16 protein-coding genes are annotated in these 21,517 nt (G+C 47.0%); 14 read left to right on the top strand and 2 right to left on the bottom strand.

Going from position 1 to position 21,517, the window contains the following annotated elements; all coding sequences use genetic code 11:
- The first annotated feature begins 756 nt into the window (after positions 1-756).
- The 12 genes from H6F73_RS18655 (at position 757) to H6F73_RS18600 (ending at position 17,356) form a co-directional block, all read left to right on the top strand.
- On the top strand, positions 757-2,781 hold the full coding sequence (locus tag H6F73_RS18655; RefSeq protein ID WP_190760277.1) for an ATP-binding protein: 2,025 nt from the start codon (positions 757-759) through the stop codon (positions 2,779-2,781).
- Positions 2,782-3,074: 293 nt separating this feature from the next.
- Positions 3,075-4,757 carry an AarF/ABC1/UbiB kinase family protein gene (locus tag H6F73_RS18650; RefSeq protein ID WP_190760276.1) on the top strand — a complete coding sequence of 561 codons (1,683 nt, stop codon included), beginning with the start codon at positions 3,075-3,077 and terminating at the stop codon, positions 4,755-4,757.
- A gap of 307 nt (positions 4,758-5,064) precedes the next feature.
- Positions 5,065-5,703, top strand: a complete 639-nt coding sequence (locus H6F73_RS18645) for a histidine phosphatase family protein (protein WP_190760275.1) — start codon at positions 5,065-5,067, stop codon at positions 5,701-5,703.
- 170 nt (positions 5,704-5,873) lie between these two features.
- On the top strand, positions 5,874-7,208 hold the full coding sequence (locus tag H6F73_RS18640; protein WP_190760274.1) for a hypothetical protein: 1,335 nt from the start codon (positions 5,874-5,876) through the stop codon (positions 7,206-7,208).
- A gap of 530 nt (positions 7,209-7,738) precedes the next feature.
- On the top strand, positions 7,739-8,104 hold the full coding sequence (locus tag H6F73_RS18635) for a hypothetical protein (protein WP_190760273.1): 366 nt from the start codon (positions 7,739-7,741) through the stop codon (positions 8,102-8,104).
- Between the two features lie 145 nt (positions 8,105-8,249).
- Positions 8,250-9,587, top strand: coding sequence for an S-layer homology domain-containing protein (locus H6F73_RS18630; RefSeq protein WP_190760272.1), 1,338 nt, complete (start codon positions 8,250-8,252; stop codon positions 9,585-9,587).
- A 497-nt stretch (positions 9,588-10,084) separates the two neighbouring features.
- Entirely contained in the window at positions 10,085-10,951 is an 867-nt protein-coding gene (locus tag H6F73_RS18625; protein ID WP_190760271.1) for an STAS domain-containing protein, read from the top strand.
- Positions 10,952-10,959: 8 nt separating this feature from the next.
- Complete coding sequence (locus tag H6F73_RS18620; protein ID WP_190760270.1) at positions 10,960-11,355, top strand: STAS domain-containing protein; 396 nt, start codon at positions 10,960-10,962, stop codon at positions 11,353-11,355.
- A gap of 4 nt (positions 11,356-11,359) precedes the next feature.
- Positions 11,360-11,740 (top strand): anti-sigma regulatory factor, encoded by a 381-nt coding sequence (locus H6F73_RS18615; RefSeq protein ID WP_190760269.1) that lies wholly within the window; start codon positions 11,360-11,362, stop codon positions 11,738-11,740.
- Between the two features lie 7 nt (positions 11,741-11,747).
- Positions 11,748-12,755 carry an ATP-binding SpoIIE family protein phosphatase gene (locus H6F73_RS18610; RefSeq protein WP_190760268.1) on the top strand — a complete coding sequence of 336 codons (1,008 nt, stop codon included), beginning with the start codon at positions 11,748-11,750 and terminating at the stop codon, positions 12,753-12,755.
- A gap of 73 nt (positions 12,756-12,828) precedes the next feature.
- Entirely contained in the window at positions 12,829-15,012 is a 2,184-nt protein-coding gene (locus H6F73_RS18605) for an ATP-binding protein (RefSeq protein WP_190760267.1), read from the top strand.
- Complete coding sequence (locus H6F73_RS18600) at positions 15,005-17,356, top strand: response regulator (RefSeq protein ID WP_190760266.1); 2,352 nt, start codon at positions 15,005-15,007, stop codon at positions 17,354-17,356. The genes H6F73_RS18605 and H6F73_RS18600 overlap by 8 nt, the downstream gene beginning before the upstream one ends.
- Before the next feature lie 93 nt (positions 17,357-17,449).
- Here the strand turns inward: H6F73_RS18600 and H6F73_RS18595 are convergent, their stop codons facing one another.
- On the bottom strand, positions 17,450-18,370 hold the full coding sequence (locus tag H6F73_RS18595) for an alpha/beta hydrolase (RefSeq protein WP_347239569.1): 921 nt from the start codon (positions 18,368-18,370) through the stop codon (positions 17,450-17,452).
- Positions 18,371-18,697: 327 nt separating this feature from the next.
- Positions 18,698-18,946, bottom strand: a complete 249-nt coding sequence (locus tag H6F73_RS18590; RefSeq protein ID WP_190760265.1) for a hypothetical protein — start codon at positions 18,944-18,946, stop codon at positions 18,698-18,700.
- Positions 18,947-19,383: 437 nt separating this feature from the next.
- On the opposite strand from H6F73_RS18590, the gene H6F73_RS18585 reads away from it, so the two are divergent.
- Together H6F73_RS18585 and H6F73_RS18580 are read left to right on the top strand one after the other, a co-directional pair.
- On the top strand, positions 19,384-19,551 hold the full coding sequence (locus tag H6F73_RS18585) for a ssl1498 family light-harvesting-like protein (protein WP_190760264.1): 168 nt from the start codon (positions 19,384-19,386) through the stop codon (positions 19,549-19,551).
- A gap of 204 nt (positions 19,552-19,755) precedes the next feature.
- On the top strand, positions 19,756-21,444 hold the full coding sequence (locus H6F73_RS18580) for an RluA family pseudouridine synthase (protein WP_190760263.1): 1,689 nt from the start codon (positions 19,756-19,758) through the stop codon (positions 21,442-21,444).
- Positions 21,445-21,517: the final 73 nt, after the last annotated feature.

The raw sequence follows: 21,517 nt of genomic DNA, 5'->3' as shown, positions 1-21,517 counted from the left end.
ATATTGAGTAAAAAACAGCCCTTTCAAACCGGCTCATTTTGTTGATCCAGTTCTCTACTAGGTTCCAACCTATTATTAATTTTTGTTAAATTTAATGTCTTTAAGTCCATTTATTGACACTGATGTGAATGATTGGCTAAAGTTCCAAATTATTAATTTTTGTTAAAAATATAATTTTTAAGCCAGCTTGTTAAAACTGATGTGTCCGCTTTGCAAGTGCTTTCCTCAGTATTGAACAATCCGTTGAATGATTAGCAGAGAAATCACGGATGCTGCGCTGGGTGAGCGCAGTGTAATCTGGAATTTAGACAGGGTCAGTTGTCCCGGACACGCTCTGTCGTCTTTATGCCCAGAGCGTTGAGGAACCAGTTGCCTGATTTTTTTTCTTCATGTTGCTGACCATCTTGCTAAAGATTTAGCACCCGATGGTAATTCCTTTGTCAAGAATATAAACATAATGCTCAGGATGCCAGCTAGGACTTAACTGTGTGCAATCAATTCACAAGAAACGACATAGATTTGCAGACTCTTAATGAGCAGATGGGAACGCCTGCACATTTAAGTCGATCTTGTCAAGAGGCGAATTCGCGATCTTCAGGACACAGCCCGTTCATACAGGAAGTGTCACTTTCTGAAAGCGCCACGCCTACTAGAAACAGATGTGTGTGTCAGCATAGTATTCAGCGTTTGGTGACAGCGCCAGTTAGGGTAGAGTCTGTTATACCACAGGCACACTGCCCTAGTGAAACCTTTCCTATGCAGGCACACCGAGTGCAACTCATGCAGCAACCGGCCCGTCCCATCGATTTAGGGCAACAAATTGCTCACATTACCCGGACGATCTCTGATCCGGAAACGTTGCTAAACGCAATTGCGACTGCGCTGGGGCAAGCGTTCGAGGCAGATGGCTGCCTGGTTATGGTTCAGCAGAACCATTTGCCCGTACAGGCGATATATGGATATCCTAGCAGCACTCAAGCGGTGCTCAGTTCAGAGCCTGTTCAGCAGATTGCGCCGGCAGCCATGCAAGCGCTGCTGGATGATTCTGACCTTCTCGCCATTTCTAATCTTGAGAGCGATGAGTCCAATCGCTCGAGGGCCGTTCTATGGCAAGCACTGCAAGTCCAGGCGATTTTAGGAATTCAAACACGGTTTCAAGGTCAGGTAAATGGAGGGATCGTTGTGATGCACTCGCAGCCTTACTGTTGGACAGACTCAAATAAAGAGTTGCTGCAAGCAATTTCAGAGCCGGTGGCCATCGCCATGTCTCAAGTTTTACAAGCAGGGGTAATCGGGTCTTTGCAGAAGCAGGTGGGGTCCTTCACCCAACACCGAAACCTGATTAACAAGTTAACTATGGCTATTCATAATGCCTTAGACCTGAATCAGATTCTCCAGATGGCCATTGATGGAGTCGCGCAAACGTTCCAGGTCAATCAAGGTCTGATTTTGCTGTTGAAATATGCAGATCCCTTATTTGCCACTCGCTCTGTGCCGGCACAGGTGAAACGCATTCCCAAGGCTAAGGCAACCATTGTTTGTGAGGCGTCCAGTGGGAGTGAGCTGTTGGCTGCCGGCGAACCAGAACCGCAGCAACCGGCCAGCACCCTGCTAAATCAGTCTTTTTGGGTGTCGGAGTGTGCTTTGTGTACGTCAGCCTTTACAGAGGCCCCCAAGCCCCTCGCCATCGCTGACAAAAGCCAGGTTCTGACTTTAGATTCAGACACAAGGATCTCGTCGATTTTTAATCCAGAGGGAATGCCGGCGCTGCTGTTAGTTCCCTTGGTAGGCGTGCCAAGCGGTTCGATCTCAGCCGGCACTATTTTAGGATTTTTAGCCCTACAGCACTCCTCACCTCGTCCTTGGGCCACAGATGAATTAGAACTCGTAGAATTAGTGAGCGCTCAAGTGAGTACCGCCATTATCCAAACCCAGACAATGCAGCACGTCCAAGCCCTTGTTGAAGAGCGCACCGCTCAATTGCAACGCAGCTTGGAAGTTCAAGGCAAATTGTATGAAAAAACGCGCCAGCAAATTGACCAGCTGCGCCGGCTAAATCAGCTCAAGGATGAATTTTTGGCCACAATGAGTCATGAGCTGCGGACGCCGCTGACAAGTATGACGTTAGCCATCCGAATGTTACGCCAACCAGGGCTGTCAGAAGATCGGCGGGATAGATATCTAGATATTTTAGAGCAGCAATGCAACCAGGAAACCAATCTGATCAACGACTTGCTGACACTACAGAAGTTGGAATCTAATCAAGCTGACCTACAACTAGAAAAGGTAGATTTAAAGCACTTAATCAGTGAGATCAGGCAGCCTTTTGAAAACAAATGGGCTACTAAGAAATTAACACTGCTGTTAGATTTACCCAAGCAAGCCTTGAAAATCCAGACAGATAAAGACAGTTTGAACCGGATTCTTGAAGAACTTTTAACCAATGCCGGCAAGTATGCTGAGCCGGGAACCGCCGTTGTCTTGCGTGCCCATCAGCAAGTTAATCAAAGCAATCATGAATTTGTTTTGAGTGTGTCCAACACCGGCCAAGGAATTTCTCCAGAAGAATTGCCTCATATTTTTGATAAGTTTCGGCGCGGCCAAGGAGTAACGCAACAGGCAATTGCCGGCACCGGCTTAGGGTTAGCTTTGGTCAAGTGTTTAGTGCAGCATTTAAATGCCACCATTAATGTGTCTAGCAGTCCTTTAGACGCTGCCCCCGCTTGGGAAACTTGCTTTACCCTCACCCTTCCCCAGGTTTTTGACAGCTCCAAAATCTAGACACCGCTCAAACTTGGCATTCAATGGTGGTTTATATTGATTATTGGTAGGGTGGGCATTGTTCACCCTATTATTTGTTGCCCGATGGGTAAAAAACTTTTCCTTACAATCAGGACAGTAAGCGGTTTCAAGCCGGCAACGGCATTCATAGATGCCTGAGGGCTTATATAATATCAGTTTAGATGGGTAGCTTTTAAATGTTGCCTTAAACAATTCCTGTCGGCAAATTTCGCCCTGCAAAATCTAGGCAACTATTTTGCAAAAGATCATAAGGGATCTACAAATAAGTAATAATGCTTCAAAAGATCGTACCCCCCAAGCCACTACGCTGGCAACGGCCTCGATATTCTCCCATAGCCCGTCAAATCGATGTTTTTGGGGCCGCCGGCAAGTTTATCTTTTTTTTGTGGTGGGATGGAAATTTTAATCACAAATCTTCAAGGCGTAAAAAGCAACGCGCTCAGTGGTTAGTCAAGACGCTGCTCAATTTAGGGCCGACTTTTATTAAAATTGGGCAGACGCTCTCCACCCGTGCCGATCTGCTCCCCATAGAGTATGTAGAAGCGTTATCGCAGCTGCAAGATCAGGTGCCGGCATTTAGTGGGGAACAAGCAACCGCGCTGGTTGAAGCAGAACTCGGAAATTCTATTTTTGCTTTATATCGGGATTTTGACCGGATTCCCCTTGCGGCTGCCAGTCTGGGACAGGTACACAGGGCACGGCTGCACACAGGAGAAGAAGTCGTCGTCAAAGTACAGCGTCCAGGCTTGCAGCAGTTATTTGATGTGGATGTGATAGCGGTGCGTAAAGTCATGCGCCTTTCCCAGCGCTATTTTTCGTGGACAAAAAAGTACGATTTAGATGCAATTTATAAAGAATTTTTTACGATTTTATATCAAGAAATTGATTATCTACAAGAGGGAAAAAATGCGGATCGCTTCCGCCAAAATTTTCATGGCTACCGGGGCATTATTGTGCCGAAAGTTTATTGGGAATACACGACTAAAAAAGTGCTGACCCTGGAATATTTACCTGGAATCAAGATAGATGACCGTCACACATTGCAAGCGTGTAATATTAACGTTAAAAAGCTTAATCAACTCGGAATTTGTTGTTATTTAAAACAGTTATTGCAGGATGGTTTTTTTCAGGCTGATCCCCATCCGGGAAATCTGGCGGTAAGCCAGGATGGAAGCTTGATTTTCTATGATTTCGGGATGATGGGGGAGGTACACGCTCTGGCAAAAGACCAGATGATTAAAAACTTTTTTGCAGTTTTGAGGAAAGATACTGATGAGGTTCTTGAGACATTAGTTAAAATGGGTTTAATTGAGCCGGTGCCAGATATGACGCCAGTGCGCCGGCTGATTGCATTTCTTTTAGACAAATTCACTGAAAAACCTATAGATTTACAGGCATTTAATGAAATTAAAGGTGAATTGTATGTGATGTTTGAGCAGCAGCCATTTCGCTTGCCGGCGCAGATGACCTTCATTTTAAAAGCATTAACAACGCTTGATGGCATTGCTAGGACACTTGATCCTGAATACAATTTAATGGCAGCCGTTCAGCCTTTTGTGAAAAGTATTACTGCCTCTAAGGGACAGGGCAATACAATCGGCGAACTTGCCAGACAAGCACGAGATTTTATTAAATATAAGTTGAATCAGCCCAGCGGCGCTGAAATTTTAATCGCCCGGTTAGAAAAACGAATTGAAGACGGGGAGTTACAAGTGCGGGTGCGTTCACTAGAGAGTGATCGCGCCCTCAAGCGCATTCATTTAGCGCTTAAAAGCTTAATTTATGCTTGTTTTACAGGATTTATCTTTATTGCCGGCGCGGTGATGCTGGTGGGGAAATTTAAGATTTGGGCAATCGCAGCCTTCAGCGTATCGGGAATTGTCTTTTTGGTGCTGTTGCACTCTTTAATTGTTCTAGGGATTAAGGAAAAACTAGACAAATTGGCTGAAAAATAAAGTAGGGCTTGGTAAAGTCGTGGTTGCCGGCTTTACTGGATTAATACAATAAATTTTAAATCACTTATTTTTTGGTAAGATGATTTTAATCCTTAATACTTTAATAATTATTAGATTAGCAAAATAATAAATTTTAAATTTTCCGAGCTTGCAATCATTGAATTTCGCTTATTCTAAAAAAAATGTTTTTGAAAAATGCGAATATTTTTTCAATGATTTATAAATAATAAATAAAAAATCACCAAACGCGGTCATCTTCCCCTATTTCTCCTAAAATCTCAATGTAGACCAGTCGGAGAAAAACACTTTGAGTCTAACGCTTTATTTCCTCCGCCACGGGCAGACAGCCCGTAGTCGAGAGAATGTCTTTTGCGGTTCCATTGATCCAGAATTAACCTCAGAAGGGCTGGAAATGGCACAAGCTTTTGCAGATGCCTACCGTTCCACACCCTGGAGTGCTATTTTTTCCAGTCCCATGCTGCGAACGAAGGCAACAGCACAACCGCTGTGCGATGCAGTGGGCTTGGAAATGCAACTGCGGGACGGGCTGAAGGAAATTAACTATGGCAAATGGGAAGCTCAAACCGTAGAAACAGTCAGCCGCGAGTATCACGATGACTACATCCGCTGGACAGCCGATCCCGCCTGGTATCCCCCGACTGAGGGAGAATTAGCGGTTGCGATCGCGACTCGCGCTTTGCACGTCATTGAAGAAATCAAGCAGCACTACAACACCGGCAACGTTTTAATTGTCGCCCACAAGGCAACCATCCGAATTATGCTGTGCAGCCTGCTAGGAATTGATGTAGGACGCTTCCGCTTTCGCTTGGGATGTCCAGTCGGATCAGTTAGCATTGTTGAATTTGGCTCTAATGGGCCATTACTTCATAACTTGGCTGATCGCACGCATCTCAGTGAGCGTTTGCGGACATTACCGGGGACATAAACTTACATTTTGTACCGGATTTTTGGCATTTTCTCTCACTGCAATAGCGGTACGAAATTTAACGAAAACAATCAGCCGATATTGTCAGGAAAACAACAGTCTTAAACTGGCAAGCTTGAGAACTTGCCAGTAACCTTTTGTGTAGAACTATTCAGCGTGGAGATTTGCTTGTGGATGCCATATTAGAGAAAGCCTCAGAACTAAAACAAGATGTAATTGAGTTTGTATTTGAGGCAGAAGGAGATTTGGCCGTTGCGCTAGAGGCGTATGTGGCGGCGCAGCCCCATCGAGGAGAGCAATTTGATAGAGCTGAAAGGGATTTGGTGATTGATACTTTTCTAATAGAAGGAAAAGTTGGCGAGAAAACCCCGCTGGAGCTATTTCTAGAAAGCCGGCCCGAATTATCAGAGAGTGAGCGCAATTTAGTGAGAGGTTGGCAGCGCAGCTTCACCAGTTTATTTGCGGTTAGCCAAAATTTACCGGAAGGCTTTGAACTGATGAACTGGTTGACCGCAAAAAACTATACGGTCAAGCCTAATAATCAGCGAGCGCGAGAAGAAATGGCATCCTTTAAGCAGGGAGAAATTTTACTAACGCGAATTGCGCCGGTAACGGAGACTTACTGGATGTTTTCTGGCCCTTGCACGCAAATGGGGAGTTTAGGCAAACCCAAACTGGCTGTGGCAATTGGGAATTTTAAGGATAAATACAGGAAACATCTGTACAGCGACGCGCCAGAATTGCTGGAGCAGGCGTGGCAGTCGGTAGAACAATATCACGAAAATTTTCTTGAGTTTTTCGGCAGTGAGGAAGTGACAATGCCGGGATATCAGTTGAGCAAGAAGATTACTGAGTTTCAGGAAGTGATGACAAAAAAACGTCTGGCAGCAGCCGGCATTGATGAATCTAAATCGCTTTCTGAACTGGCTCAAGAAGCAGGCGTTGAAGAAGAAGAAATTAAAGCTGCGGCAGAAGCTGCCGGCGCTGATTCAAAATCGATTGATAAAATGTTCGATCCCCAACAAGCCGGCAAAATGGTGACGCCAAAGATTGAGCTGCCGGCAGAGTTGAAGAAAGCCGAACAGGTGACGGTTCTTGCTCATCCGCGCTGGGGTCAGATGTTTCTCCCAACCTACAGCCGGTTTAAAACTTTGCTGGAAGCCGAAGACTGGCAAACAGTGGAAGGTGCAGAAAAACTGGTTCGCAAATATCTGGAAGATCCCGCAATTAATGTTTTCATCTGGCGACGGCTGGCTCAGCAGTATCCAACTGGGATGGAAAAGCTGTTGCAAGGTGTCTTAGGGCGTCCCGACTTCAATCTTAAGCAGGATTTAGACGCTCTAATGAAGGAATTTAATAAGCCTTTAGACCCAGAACTTCCAGAAATTGCCAGTGTGCCGGTGCATCTGCACGATCTGTTTCAAGAAGCGATTGCAGAAGTCAATAAATCTCAATCCAAGTCTAAAGGAAACAAGAAGGCGGCAAAAGGTTTTCAACGGTCTTAAACAGCCCTGGAGTAGGCGAAAAAGCTTAGGCGGGATTGCCGGCACAACAGCCCCCTGACTCGTACTGCCGGCAGCCAAACGCGAGGGTTCTGGTCTATATTCTGAGCGACTTCTGCGGTTAGATTAGACGGTTGCATACAAAAATCATATTAGGGGCGGGGAAGCCAAGAAAATGCAGGAGCGTTTAACGTTTAATTTGCTTCCGACTCGCCCCTCATCCTCGCCACAATCTAAAGGATGAAAAACCACTTGCATTTGAATAATTCAGTATTTTTACCGATCACTTAATTAAACGTTATAACTAGAGACAGATTTTAGATAGGAGAATCCCGCCTTTCTAAAATTCGATGCTTAAATAGTAAGAAGAGGGCAGCAGGAGTAAGGGATTTGCGCCGGCCTAACAAAATTGGTGCGAAGATAACGCAGCGGTGGTGTGGTATTTATCTAGGCTTTAAATCAGCCTCATAACAAATCTTTCCCGACTCCAGCGCCCGTCCAGTCACGGATCGGTATGCAAAAGGAGCATTAATATGAAACGACTTTTAACTATCCTTCTGTCTTTGAGCGGTGTTGTGTTCATCAGCACGAATGCACTTGCTAAGGAAGAAAAGCTTTACATCGCCCTTCAAGACAATTCCAACCCAGCTAACAACCAAAGCGTCAGTCAGGCAGAACTGCTGAAACCAATTGAGCCGGCAGTTGATCCTGCACCTCTGCAAATTGCAATTGATGAAGCAAATCAACAGCTACAATCGCCGCGCAGCCGGCAAGGCAACTTAAACATTAACAACGAACCGAGCCTTGTTGAGCCGCTGTGTCTTGAGCCTTGCGCTCCAATACAGTCTAGTCCTGCTGATCGTCCTGACGGAGTAGGGGTGCAATGGCCGGTGAAGTAGCCGATGTTGAGTGTCCAGTGGGGCGGTTGCAATAGTATTTAGTGAGCTGAAAAGCTTTCAGAAGTTTTGGGGCTATTCATCACACAACATGGGATCGCTTCAATGTACGTTACTCTAGGGAAAGATAGTAACTTTCTCTTTTGCTGTGCTGCCTTATCGACGTTCTGCTGCATTTGTTGGCTTAGCTGCTTGCTTGCTGATCTCTGTGACGTCTTGTGCCAATAGCCCCACCGGCAAGGCGCTGGAGCAATCTTTAGCGGCAGATCCCCGACTCCAAGAAAATCCTGCTACCTTCACCCCCCCACCGGCTCAAAGTAGTCGGCCAGATGAGGCTGTCTCTGAGCTGCCGGCTGATTTTCCGAGTGAAATTCCCCTCTATCCAGACGCTGAACTACAGGAAGTTAAGCCGCTGCTTGATGCTGCCGGCAACCCAGATGAACAAGGGCAGGTGACGCGCTGGACGACTTCCGACTCAAGTACATTAGTCCAGAACTTTTACCGCAAGCAGTTTCAAGAAAACAAATGGCAGTTGGCCAGCCAACCGACAGACGACCAGAAAGGCTCATTTGAAACCTCCCTGGATAATTTACAGGTAAAAGTGTTTGTCGAGCCGGCAGGCCAAAAATTAACCGCTGGCGCGAATTTGGTGATCAAGTATCGGCGCGATGGGGGTGAAACCGCCCAGCCGAAACCCGACAAATCACCGACAGCGATTGTCGGCGGATCTACGAGTTCAACAACCGCTTCACCCAGCCCAACCCCAACCGAACCGGCTAAGTCCGGAAGCTTTACAGACTTGAATAAAGCGCCGGCAGAATTGCGCCAGTCTGTTGAAGATTTGGCAGCGTTAGGGGTACTGACGCCAGAAAATGCCGCAGTTAAAACAAAAGAATCGGCTGCCGGTGACAAGTTTGAGCCAAATAAAATCATCACTCGCCGGGAATACGCCCGTTGGCTGGTTGCGGCAAACAATCAAATTCATAGCAACCAGTCGGCGAGAAAAATTCGTTTAGGATTAGAAACCGCTGAACCGGCTTTCTCAGATGTCTCCCGCAAAGATCCGGATTTTGCCGTCATTCAAGGACTCGCCGAAGCCGGCATCATTCCCAGCTCACTTTCTGGAGACGGGACAGATGTCTCGTTTCGCCCCGATGCCCCACTGACGCGGGAGCAACTGCTGCTTTGGAAAGTACCATTAGATACGCGCCGGTCTTTACCAACTGCCTCAACTGAAGCAGTGCAGCAAACGTGGGGTTTCCAAGATGCGGCAAAAATCGATCCCAAGGCATTGCGTGCGGTACAGGCAGATTTCCAGAATGGTGAACTGTCCAATATTCGTCGGTCTTTTGGTTATACAACTCTGTTGCAACCCAGTAAGCCGGTGACTCGCGCAGAAGCCGGTGCAGCGCTTTGGTATTTTGGCTTTCAGGGCGAAGGACTATCTGCCAAAGATTTGCTGCAAACTAAACGTCAGAGCAACTAACGGTTTGGCGGTAAGGCGATCGCAACAGCTTTCCAATTCCTAACTTGATCCGCTGCTACAAGCTGAGCTAACTAGGCCGGTAAAGGCAGAGTCCCATTGAATTTGCACCTTCTCTTGGGAGTCTGCCTTAAAATTACACAACACAGCAGGAAGCACTAAGCGACCTTTAGCCGCAAGAAGCCGGATGTACTTCTGGCTCAGTTTACCAATTTTAAGGCAAACTACAGCCGAGGTCATGTAAATCTAAAGGTTGCTGTGACACATACTTATTGTGTCCCGCTTATCCTTATAATGATGTGGGTCAATCAGCCTTTAAGGGACTACCTCAAACCGCCTAGTTCGTCAACATAATTTCCTAGATGCTCAAAAACTGCATCAAGAAATTTCTAGCAACGAAAGCTGTTCAACGACTCCATTGAGCTAGTTAACCGAAAAGCCTAAATAGTTGACTCGCACAAAAAGTAGCTAAATTCGGGCTAGAGAAAAGGGGCCGTTATATGAACTTGAGCGGCAAAAGTAAGATTTCAGAGATTATTAAAACTGATCAAGCCCAACTGTTGGGAGATTGGCTCTCTGAGCAAGCATCTGTAGGTATCCGCAAAGACCTAATTAGGGAGACAGAACTGCGGGAAGAGTGCAGGGAATTCCTTGAGCTGTTAGCAGTCGCGACTGGCGAGGGTAACTTCAGCAACATTGAATCGCCTGAGTGGCGTAGCGTGCGTGAGATGCTTAGCTCAATTTCGCGATCACGCAGCCAGAAAGGCTTCACGCCATCAGAAACGGCAACGTTTGTTTTCTCTTTGAAGCAACCTTTGTTCACGCGCTTGCGCTCAAAACTTGCACAGGATAGCGAAAGCCTGCTTGAAGAGATTTGGTCGGTTAGTACGCTCTTAGACAAGCTTGGCCTCTGGACAACTGAGAGCTATCAGAAAGCCCGAGAGGAAGTGATCCTGCGCCAGCAAGAAGAACTGATGGAACTGTCAACGCCGGTTGTAAAACTGTGGGATGGCATTTTAGCCCTGCCCATCATTGGCACCCTCGATAGCGCCCGCACCCAAGTGATGATGGAATCTCTCTTGCAGAAGATTGTAGAGACGGGTTCGGAAGTCGCCATCATCGATATTACGGGAGTGCCAACCGTCGATACTCTAACGGCTCAGCACTTACTCAAGACAGTCACTGCGGCTCGTCTGATGGGCGCTGATTGCATCCTGAGCGGGATTCGTCCTCAGATTGCTCAAACGATTGTCTACTTGGGCGTGGATCTCGCTGATGTAATTACCAAGGCGTCCCTAGCCGATGCCTTTCTTCTAGCTCTCAAGCGAACTGGAGCCACGATTTCTCGCTCGCAAACACGCACTTAAGGAGTTTTATGGAACGTATCCCTATACTCCAGATGGGCGACTTCCTTCTGGTGACGATTCAAGTCGATATGCACGATCGCCTAGCGATGGCTTTGCAAGACGACCTGACCAACCGCATTAACCGAACAAGTGCCCGGGGTGTGTTGATAGATATTTCAGCACTGGAGATCGTTGATTCTTTTATTGGACGGATACTGGGAAACATTGCCAAAATGTCGCGTGTACTTGATGCTGAAACGGTCGTTGTTGGAATGCAGCCGGCAGTCGCCATCACGTTGGTAGAGTTGGGACTTTCCTTAACCGGCATTCGCACAGCCTTAAACGTTGAGAAGGGAATGGCACTCCTGCGTAAATCGTTGGAGGCTTCTCCTGGGGGGAGCATAGATGGTCTTGCAGAGGTCTGAAACGATGAGCATCCAGTCCTCCGCAGACGTTGTGATCATCCGGCAAGCCGTGCGTCAGTTTGCGATAGAACTGGGTTTTAGCTTGGTAGATCAGACTAAGATCGTAACGGCGGCAAGTGAGCTGGCACGCAACACGCTAGACTATGGCGGTGGCGGGACTGTAAAACTGGAAGCTCTAGAGCAGGGAATTCGTCGGGGTCTGCGATTGACTTTTGAAGACACTGGCCCAGGGATTCCGGATATTGATCTAGCCCTCAAAGATGGCTTCACAACTGGCGGCGGACTGGGTATGGGTTTAAGTGGGTCAAAGCGACTGGTAAACGAATTCAATATCGTTTCCCGTGTTGGCGAGGGCACAAAGGTGACTATTACAAAGTGGAAGTGAGTTAATCATGAACGATCCCGTCGCTTTGCCCATTTTAGAGTCTAGTCAGGCTGGTGAAGCGCGACGGATAGCGATGGCAATTGCCACTCGTCTCGGCTTCAACGAAACTGAGCGGGGGCAGGTTGGTATTGTAGTAACTGAGGTCGCAAATAATCTAGTTCGGCACGCTAAGGACGGTCTGCTGCTGCTACAGGCTGTAACCAAAAACGACATAACGGGTATGGAAATCCTAGCCTTAGACAAAGGGCCGGGAATCAGCGATATCCAAGAGTGTTTGCGCGACGGTTTTTCTACAGCAGGGACTCCTGGAAATGGTTTGGGGGCAGTTAGCCGCCTTTCTGCTTTTTTTGAGATTCATTCTACTCCCAAGGTGGGGACAGCTTTATTAAGCCACCTCTGGGCTAGCCCCATGCCGGTGAAGCAATCGAACAACAATCTAGAGATTGGTGTCGTGTGCCTGCCAATGGCCGGGGAGGAGGTGCCGGGTGATGGGTGGGCAACCGACCAACAGGCCGGTCGCAGTCTGCTATTAGTCGCAGATGGTCTGGGTCATGGCCCTTTAGCCGCCCAGGCGTCCTTAGAAGCCGTGAGAATATTTCGAGAGAATGTCCGCAAAAGTCCTGCAGAGATTATTGCAGCGGCTCACGCGGCTTTGCGGAGCACTCGTGGAGCCGCTTTAGCGATCGCCGAAGTGGATTTTGAACGACAAGTTGTTCGTTTTGCCGGCGTTGGAAATATCTCTGGCTGCGTTTTTTCTCCCGAAGGAAGCTACAGTATGGTTTCTCACAACGGTACTGTGGGGCATGAGGTGCGTAAGATTCAGGAATTTGTCTATCAGTGGCCTAAAGGAGGGCTTTTGGTAATGCATTCCGATGGGTTGAGTACGCAGTGGCGTTTGGATCGCTATCCTGGTCTTATAACCAGACATCCCAGCCTGATCGCTGGCGTTTTGTACCGAGATTTCTACCGAGGTCGCGATGACGTAACTGTGCTGGTTGCTCGCGAAGAAAACTGAGGGGCAAAGGAACACAGGAGCAGGGGCTAATGAACAATCAGCAATTAGCAATCCTTCTATTAGTAATTGACCAATGACTAATCTCCTCACTGTAGAACTACGCTACGAGCAAGATGTTGTTATGATCCGTCAGCGGGCACGGCAGATTGCTCAAGCTTTGGGGTTTGACTCTCAGGATCAGACACGCATTGCTACTGCTGTATCTGAAATTGCCCGCAACGCCTTCCAATATGCCGGTGGGGGAAAAGTTGAATTGCGGGTGGAGGGCGAATTGCCTCAAAGCCTGATGATTTGCATTCGTGACCAAGGGCCGGGCATCACCAATCTGAAGACTATTCTGGATGGCCAGTATAAATCACAAACCGGCATGGGCTTAGGGATCATTGGCACCAAGCGCCTGATGGATCGGTTTCAAATCACCTCAACCCCAGGGCAAGGAACAGAAGTGCTAATGGCAAAAACCTTGTCTAAGCCGGCACCCATCTTGACAGCAACCCGCTTGGCGCAGATTGTTGATGAGTTAGTCATGAAATCGCCTCAAAATCCATTTGAGGAAATTCAGCAACAAAACCAAGAACTGCTTCGCACCCTAGCAGAACTCGAAAAGCGTCAAGCCGAGTTGGCCCAAGTCAATCGCGAGCTAGAAGATACCAATCGAGGTGTTGTGGCATTATATGCCGAGTTAGACGAAAAAGCAGTTTCCCTGCAGCGAGCCAATGAACTCAAAACTCGCTTCCTCTCTAATATGAGCCATGAGTTTCGCACGCCGCTCAACTCGATTATGTCGCTCTCCAGACTGCTGCTTGATCGGATGGATGGTGAATTGACACCCGATCAAGAAAAGCAAGTAACATTTATCCGTCAATCGGCTGAAGGTCTTTCCGAGTTAGTGAACGACCTTTTAGACTTGGCAAAGGTCGAGGCGGGAAAAATTGTGGTTCATCCGAATGAGTTTGAACTTAGCGATTTATTCGCGACTCTTAGAGGAATGCTGCGCCCACTTCTGACTGATAATTCCTCAATTTCTCTGGTTTTTGAAGAACCTGTTGGCTTTCCCACGCTCCGCACCGATGAGGGCAAAGTTGCCCAAATTCTAAGAAATTTTATTTCTAATGCATTGAAATATACCGAAAAAGGTGAAGTTCGCATTAGAGCAGAACTGGATAGAAACACGGTTGTATTCTCTGTGGCTGATACAGGTATCGGAATTGCTCCTGAGGATACTGAGCGAATCTTTGAAGAATTTATTCAGGTTAATTCTTACCTTCAAAAGCGGGTCAAAGGAACAGGTCTCGGACTGCCACTTTCGCGCAAGTTAGCCGAATTACTTGGAGGCAGTGTCTCTATCAAAAGCTCACAAGGGCTTGGTTCCACGTTTTTTGCCACCCTACCACTTGTTTACAAGACTGATATAGAGGAGGCAGATGAAACCGATGCTCCCTTACAGTTAGATGCGACTCGCTATCCGCTATTAGTTGTAGAAGATAACCCAGAGACACTCTTCATTTATGAGAAGTATTTTGCGGGTTCAAGTTATCAGATGATTCCAGCAAAATCGCTCAAGCAAGTCAACCAAGCTTTTCAAAAGTTTAAGCCACAAGCTGTGCTATTAGACATCTTGCTTGAGGAGCATAATACTTGGGATCTTCTTTCTCAGATGAAAGCAAACGTTGCGACACGAGAGATCCCGATTGTCGTCATCACTGTTGTTGACAATGAGAACAAAGCTCGCGCATTAGGTGCAGATGCCTTTTTTGTTAAACCAGTGGAACGATTAGCCCTTCTCGAAAAACTCAATACTTTAGTCAAGCGAGAGCATTTGCCAAAACTTTTGATTGTTGACGATGACCCAGTATCCCACTATCTACTCAAGCAATATTTAGCCAATTGTATGGGGACTGCTACTGGGAAAAATTGCTTTGATTTTAAGATAATTGAGGCAACTTCAGGGGGCGAAGGCATCCGTTATGCCGGCCAAGAAAATCCTTCTTGCATTTTTCTCGACTTAGTTATGCCAGATATGAGCGGGTTCGAGGTTTTGGAACAGCTAAAAGCCGATCCAGCGACTAAAAATATTCCGGTAATTATTCATACTTCAAAGCTTCTTGAACCAGAGGAGCGCTCGATACTTGTTGAAAACACAGTTGCAATTCTCTCAAAAGAAAGCCCATCGCGTGAAGTGGCGACCTCTCTTGTGCGAGAAGCACTTCTTTTAGCTGGCCTAGGGCTGGAAACTGGAGAGGAAGACCATGTCTGATAGCACCCTTGTCACGATCTTGCACGTAGACGACAACGAAACCAACCGCTATGTCGTCAGTCGGATGCTTCGGAATGCAGGATTTAAGGTTCAAGAGGCTGCCACCGGCTCAATGGCGCTGCAATTGGTCGGGCAGCAGCCGCCCGACTTAATTATCCTTGACGTGCAACTTCCTGACATTAATGGGTTTGAGGTTTGCCACCGGCTCAAGGCAAACCCTGCCACTTCCTTTATTCCCGTGCTGCATCTGTCTGCTAGTTTTGTCGAGAGTAAGGACAAGGCACAAGGGTTAGACAGTGGTGCAGATGGCTATCTAGCCCAGCCGGTGGAGCCAATCGAGTTGCTCGCAACGGTGAAAGCTTTGCTCCGCATCCGAGAGGCTGAAGAGTCGGCACTGGCTTTGGCAAAGGAGTGGCAAACGACATTTAACGCTATGAGCGATGGTGTTTGTTTACTTGACAGGGTTGGAAGAATCTTGCGATCTAACAGCGCCATGACGAATCTTCTAAAAAAATCGTTCGGCGAGATCGAGGGTTGCTTTTATCAGGAGCTAATGCAAGCGCTACTGGGCTGCGTTGAGGTCGCTCCCTTGACTCGTGTTCAGGAGACTCGTCGCCGGGAGAACGAGGAGCTACAGTGTGGGGAACGATGGTTTTCTGTAACGACAGATCCGGTGTTCAATGAGGGGGGAATTTTCACGGGTGCGGTTTATATCGTCGCTGACATTACAGATCGCAAGTGGGCATCAGAAGCACTGCGGGCCAGCGAAGAGCGCTTCCGCCTATTGTTAGAAAATGTGAAAGACTACGCTATTTTCTTCCTCGACACAAAGGGGCTTGTTCTTCGTTGGAGCCTTGGGGCAGAGCGCATTTTAGGTTATCAGGAAGTTGACATCTTGGGTCAACCTTCCTCAATCACCTTTACACCTGAAGACTTAGAGTGCGGGGCCGATAAGCAAGAATTGGAAATAGCAGTAACAGAAGGCCGAGCTGAGAATGAACGCTGGCACGTGCGTAAGGACGGCACCCGTTTCTGGGCAAGTGGTATCGTAACGCCCTTACAAGATGAGGCTGGGCAACTACGCGGCTTTGCTAAACTCATGCGCGACTTCACTGAACGTAAGCAAGCTGAAGACGAACGCAACCAACTACTTGCCTCGGAACAGGAGGCACGCGCGGCAGCGGAGTCAGCAAACCGGATGAAGGATGAGTTTTTGGCAACGCTCTCCCACGAACTGCGCTCACCCCTCAATGCAATGCTGGGGTGGATTCGATTACTCAATACCCGCAAATTTGACGAGGCGACGACTGCGCGGGCGATGGAGACGATTGAACGCAGCGCTAGATCACAAGCTCAGCTCGTGGAGGATTTGCTGGATGTTTCCCGCATTATTCAGGGTAAGTTGTGCCTTAATGTCTGCCCCGTTGAGCTTGCTTTGGTTGTTGAGGCAGCTCTTGATACCGTCCGCCCAGCGGCTGATGCTAAGGCCATTCGACTCCAAAGCATACTCGATCCGGCGGCAGGGCCGGTTGCCGGTGACTCAAACCGCTTGCAGCAGATCATTTGGAATTTGTTATCCAATGCGATTAAGTTCACACCTAAAGGAGGAAGCGTCCAGGTTCGCCTCGAACGAATTAACTCCCATGTTGAAATAACTGTCATTGATACCGGCGTTGGCATCAGCTCTGACTTTGTGCCATTCGTTTTCGACCGCTTTCGGCAAGCGGATAGCTCGATTACGCGGACATACAGCGGGCTTGGTCTTGGTCTAGCGATTGTCCGCCACTTGGTGGAATTGCACGGCGGGACAGTTCGTGCAGACAGTCAAGGTGAGGGGCAGGGAGCAGCATTTATCGTAACGCTTCCGCTTATGCCTGTCCTCATAGAGACGAGGGAAGTAGAAGGGATTCCCCCAAGGGTTGGAAGGAAAGTTCCATTTGATAATCCACCTTCGCTAGAAGGTTTACAACTACTCGTCGTGGACGATGAAGCTGATTCACGTGTGTTTCTCACTACGGTTTTGGAACAGTGCGGAGCTTCTGTGCGTGCCGTTGCATCCGCTGATTCAGCAATTGAGGCCATCAAATTTCTTAAACCAGATGTTCTATTAAGCGATATTGGGATGCCAGAAGAGGATGGCTACACTTTTATCCGTAGAGTACGGGCGTTAAAGGCAGAGCAAGGGGGGCGAATTCCTGCTGTTGCCCTAACCGCATACGCTAGGGCTGAGGATAGGATGCGAGCAATTGCTGCCGGATTTCAAATGCACATCCCTAAACCTGTGGAGCCGGCGGAATTAGCGACTGTGGTGGCGAGTCTTGCTGGACGCACCGGCATTCATTAACTTTAGACGACAATAAAGTTATCTAAGTTGATGAGAACGCAGAAATTTTTCAATGTCTATGTATTTAGGATTCCAAGATATTAACAATATTATTTATGGGTAGTGATCTATTTTAATGACCACCGGCGATCGTCTATTTAAAATAAGTTCATTGTGCCGGTTTAATAAAATTAATTGGGCTAAAACTATCAAAATCATTTTTCTCCGACGACCTGTTGGATGAAACCTAGCCGGACTCCTAAATCTTCCCATCCAAATTAAAGCCTCTTCTACTTTATATCGGCAGCTTCTTCCGTTTTTGGAAATTTGGAAAAATTGACCCGGTATATACTCTCCTTTATTTGCCCAATAAGCATACTTTTCTCCTAGTGTAAAGTAGTGAAATACATTTCTGGCTTTGGATGTTTCTGCTAATTTTTGAGAAACGCCAAGGGAGTTAAACGTAACGGTTGAGCGAATGAAATCTGGGTACTTTACTGCGATTTGTTGAGCGACTTTTCCGCCTAAGCTTTCTCCGATTACGTCTGGCTGATTTCCCGCTTCAGATTGTTGCTTCAGCCAATCCACCGCTCCTTGAGTTTCTGCTGATTTAAAATGCCGTTCCATGCCGGCCATAAAAACATCTGGAGTATCTTCTAGCACTCCCTCGAAAGGATACCATGAGCCGTATCCCCGGATAACCAGAACAGGCGGATTCGTTCCAGAAAGTGGAACTCGACCCTCAGCATAAAAACCCGTCTGGGGATCTTCAAACACTATTTCAATTTTGTATCCCCCTAAAATTTCCTGTCCTTCTAGATGTCTGATATAAATTGAAGGCTCGTTAGGTTTGAGCGCCGTACTGAGTTGGGGTTTTGCGAACTGTTCATAGAGAATATCCAGAGAGTGTCTTCCCGTCGCTGGATCGACAAAATCAAGGCCGGCAGTGCTTGTCGTATCGTCTTTAACTAAAGGCCGGCTAGTTGGATCTAGAGCCGATTCATGTTCGTCAAAATCTTCTGTTGAAAAAATCACATTGCAACTTCCTTTAGATGCTGTCTATACCCAACTTTCCCTGTGTAATAACAGATTACTATTCGTTTTCGTAACTATTATTATTTTGTTTCTATCTTAAAATTCTTTAAGATAAAATCTATGACAATTTTATCTAATTCACCAAGAATAGTAAATATATTCTCGCTCTCGCTTCGTCTCAGGACAGGAATGCCGGCGATGCTAAACTTTAGCATTTCCAGTTTGAACTATTTTTGTCGTTCAATCCCAAGCTTTAGAAAAAACGCTATTTCAGTTTTTCTAAGACTATTGAGCAACAGGCTTAAAAGTGAAAAAGACTTTTTTTGTTTATTGCTCTCGGATTTCCATTAAATTTAAAGCAATTTTTCTAATCTTCTGACTCACTAATTTTTCAGCGGAAATACCAATGATAAAACCGCACAGAAAAACAGTCAGGAGCTTGAGATATAAATTAAAATCTATAAAGATTGACAGCGCCAGCCCAGCAACACCGGCAGCGATATAAACCAAAATCAAAGCGAGTGGCTGATTTTTTAAATCTCGAATGAGCGCCGCATCATGATTGCTAAGTTTCATAGAACCCTGTATTTAATATTTATCTGCGAACTCAAGAAGGTGTTCAACTTTTACTCGTGTTTGAGTTTTCTGGCGCGGATTCGATTTAAAGAAACCGGCACTCGAAAATTAGGTTAACTCAAGCCATTTCCAAATTTCGCTGTGTGACTCCCCCATTGAACGGGCAGAACTACTTTACTGTGACGGCATTTAATAAAGAGGGTTAGGGTGAAACTCAAACCCTACAGAGCCACAGCCGGCACGCTCAGAGCTTTTATAACTCTATCCGCCTATGCCATCTTACTTAAATAAATAATGATAATCATTTATTGTGCTTCGATAGGCAGGGCTAATCTACTGCCAAAGTATTTTCTATCTTACGAAGCCGGCAAGGGGTTGACACTTTGTAACGATTTCGTTACATTTATTTACATAACGTAACAAACCGGAGCAAACAAATGTACACCACCGACGACAATGGCATTCTCAACAACTACGCCACTGAGCCTGATCTGTACTATGCTGAGTTCCCTTCCCCAGAGCAGCAGCGTCAATACGCCTTTGTGGGCGGGTTTGCGACTTTGTTTGTCAGTTTGTTGGTGTTAGTTGCTTTCTCTGCCGGCTAAACGCGAGGTTTTCTGTTTTCTTGTCAATTCTTCTTTAAATTCTTGTTTAAATTCTTTTTTAAGAAGTCTCTGTAGACTCTGTCTCCTAAACTCAGTCGGTTGGCTGAGTTTTTTTTTGTTGATTCACCAGATGCCTTAAAGTAGTAGGCTCGAACACAATAATCTCAGGTAGTGGTATCAGCCAGATTTGTGATCGAGCCTTGTATGGTAATTCTTCATCAGCTTTCAGATTTTATTGGCTGTAATGCTGCAACCGCCGGCTTATCGCCTCGCTATTACTATGAAGGGCGCTGTCCTCAAAGTGGTGAGATCCTGAGACTGCCCCGCACTCCTTTGGTAGAAGCGATCTCCAGAGGTTTAATGCAATACCTTGCCGGCAATGAGTCTTACTCTGGTGAGGGCAAGATGTATGGGGTATTGCTGGTTGAACTGCCGGCAGGCGAACAACGGGTGTTAAAAGCCTTCTCCGGGCTTCTGAATGGTCAAAGTCTTGTGGATGGCTGGGTTCCGCCCATTCCAGGACGCGATCAAGTTGCCCTAGAAGAAGCCGGCACATTGGCTGAATTGGAGGCTATCAAACAGCAACTGATTACCCTTAAGCAACTTCCACAACGGCAACAATACGAAATACTATGTCGTGAGTTTGACCGGCAGTTGCAAGAAATGAGCGCTCATCATCAAGATTGTAAACAGCAACGACAGGAACAACGGCAGAGACTCAGTGAAACGCTGACCGGAGAAACACTCACTGATGCTCTCGAACAACTTGATGAAGAAAGCCGCCGGCAAGGAATTGAGCGACGAAGACTCAAACGCCTGCGAGATGAAGCGTTGCAGCCGATCAAGCAGGAGATTGAACAGGCGGATACGCAGATGAGGGAACTGAAACAACAGCGTAAAGCACTTTCCCGGAAATTGCAGGCTCAGATGCACGCTGCCTACAGCCTGACGAATTTTTCAGGGCAATCTTTATCGTTGCAACAATTGATGCCAGGAGGCTTGATGCCCACCGGCACAGGAGATTGTTGCGCCCCGAAGCTACTTCACTATGCGGCAACCCAAGGTTTAAAACCCCTTGCAATGGCGGAGTTTTGGTGGGGTTCGGCGTCTGTCAGTCAGGACAAAATTCAGGGACAATACTATGGAGCCTGTGCGGAACGCTGTCAGCCATTGATGGGGTTTTTGTTGTCCGGATTAGGGAAAGTGGGAGAGAGGGAGAAATTCACTTTATCACTCGATCCTCGACTCACTGCTTTCTCTGCTGAGATCCCCATTATTTATGAAGATGAATACCTGATTGCGGTAAACAAGCCGGCAGGATTACTATCGGTGCCTGGGCGTTATCGTGATAACCAAGATAGTGTCCTCAGCCGGCTGCGTCATCTGTTGCCGGATGGTATGACATTGGCGGCTGCACATCGTCTAGATCAAGAAACCTCTGGAATTCTTCTGTTAGCACGCGATCTCGACACTTATCGTCAATTGAGCCGGCAGTTTCAACACCGGCAGATTAATAAAGTTTATGAAGCGATCCTTTCGGGTGTGGTGCCGGTGGAAGAAGGTTTCATTGATTTGCCACTGTGGGGAGATCCAGGAAATCGCCCCTATCAGAAAGTGGATCAAACGCGGGGTAAACCTAGTTTGACTCGGTTTCAGGTGATAGCGAGGGAAGGTGGCTACACTCGTGTGGAGTTTGTGCCGGTGACGGGACGCACCCATCAGCTAAGGGTTCACGCGGCTGATGCACGAGGACTGGGAATGCCTATTTTAGGTGATCGCCTTTATGGATGCGATGCGGTTGCCAGCCGGCTACATTTGCACGCCAGAGAAATCAGCTTTGGACATCCCCAATCTGGGCAAACTCTACATCTACAAGCAAATACGCCGTTTTGACAACCATTAAAAGGAGTCCTCAATGAGCCGGCAGATTCCCCGCATCTGGAAATCTTCCAAAACTGGGGGCAAC

Source organism: Microcoleus sp. FACHB-68 (assembly GCF_014695715.1).
Taxonomy (GTDB): domain Bacteria; phylum Cyanobacteriota; class Cyanobacteriia; order Cyanobacteriales; family Oscillatoriaceae; genus FACHB-68.
Note: the sequence above shows the minus strand (reverse complement) of the source record. Positions and strands in the feature narration are given on the sequence as shown.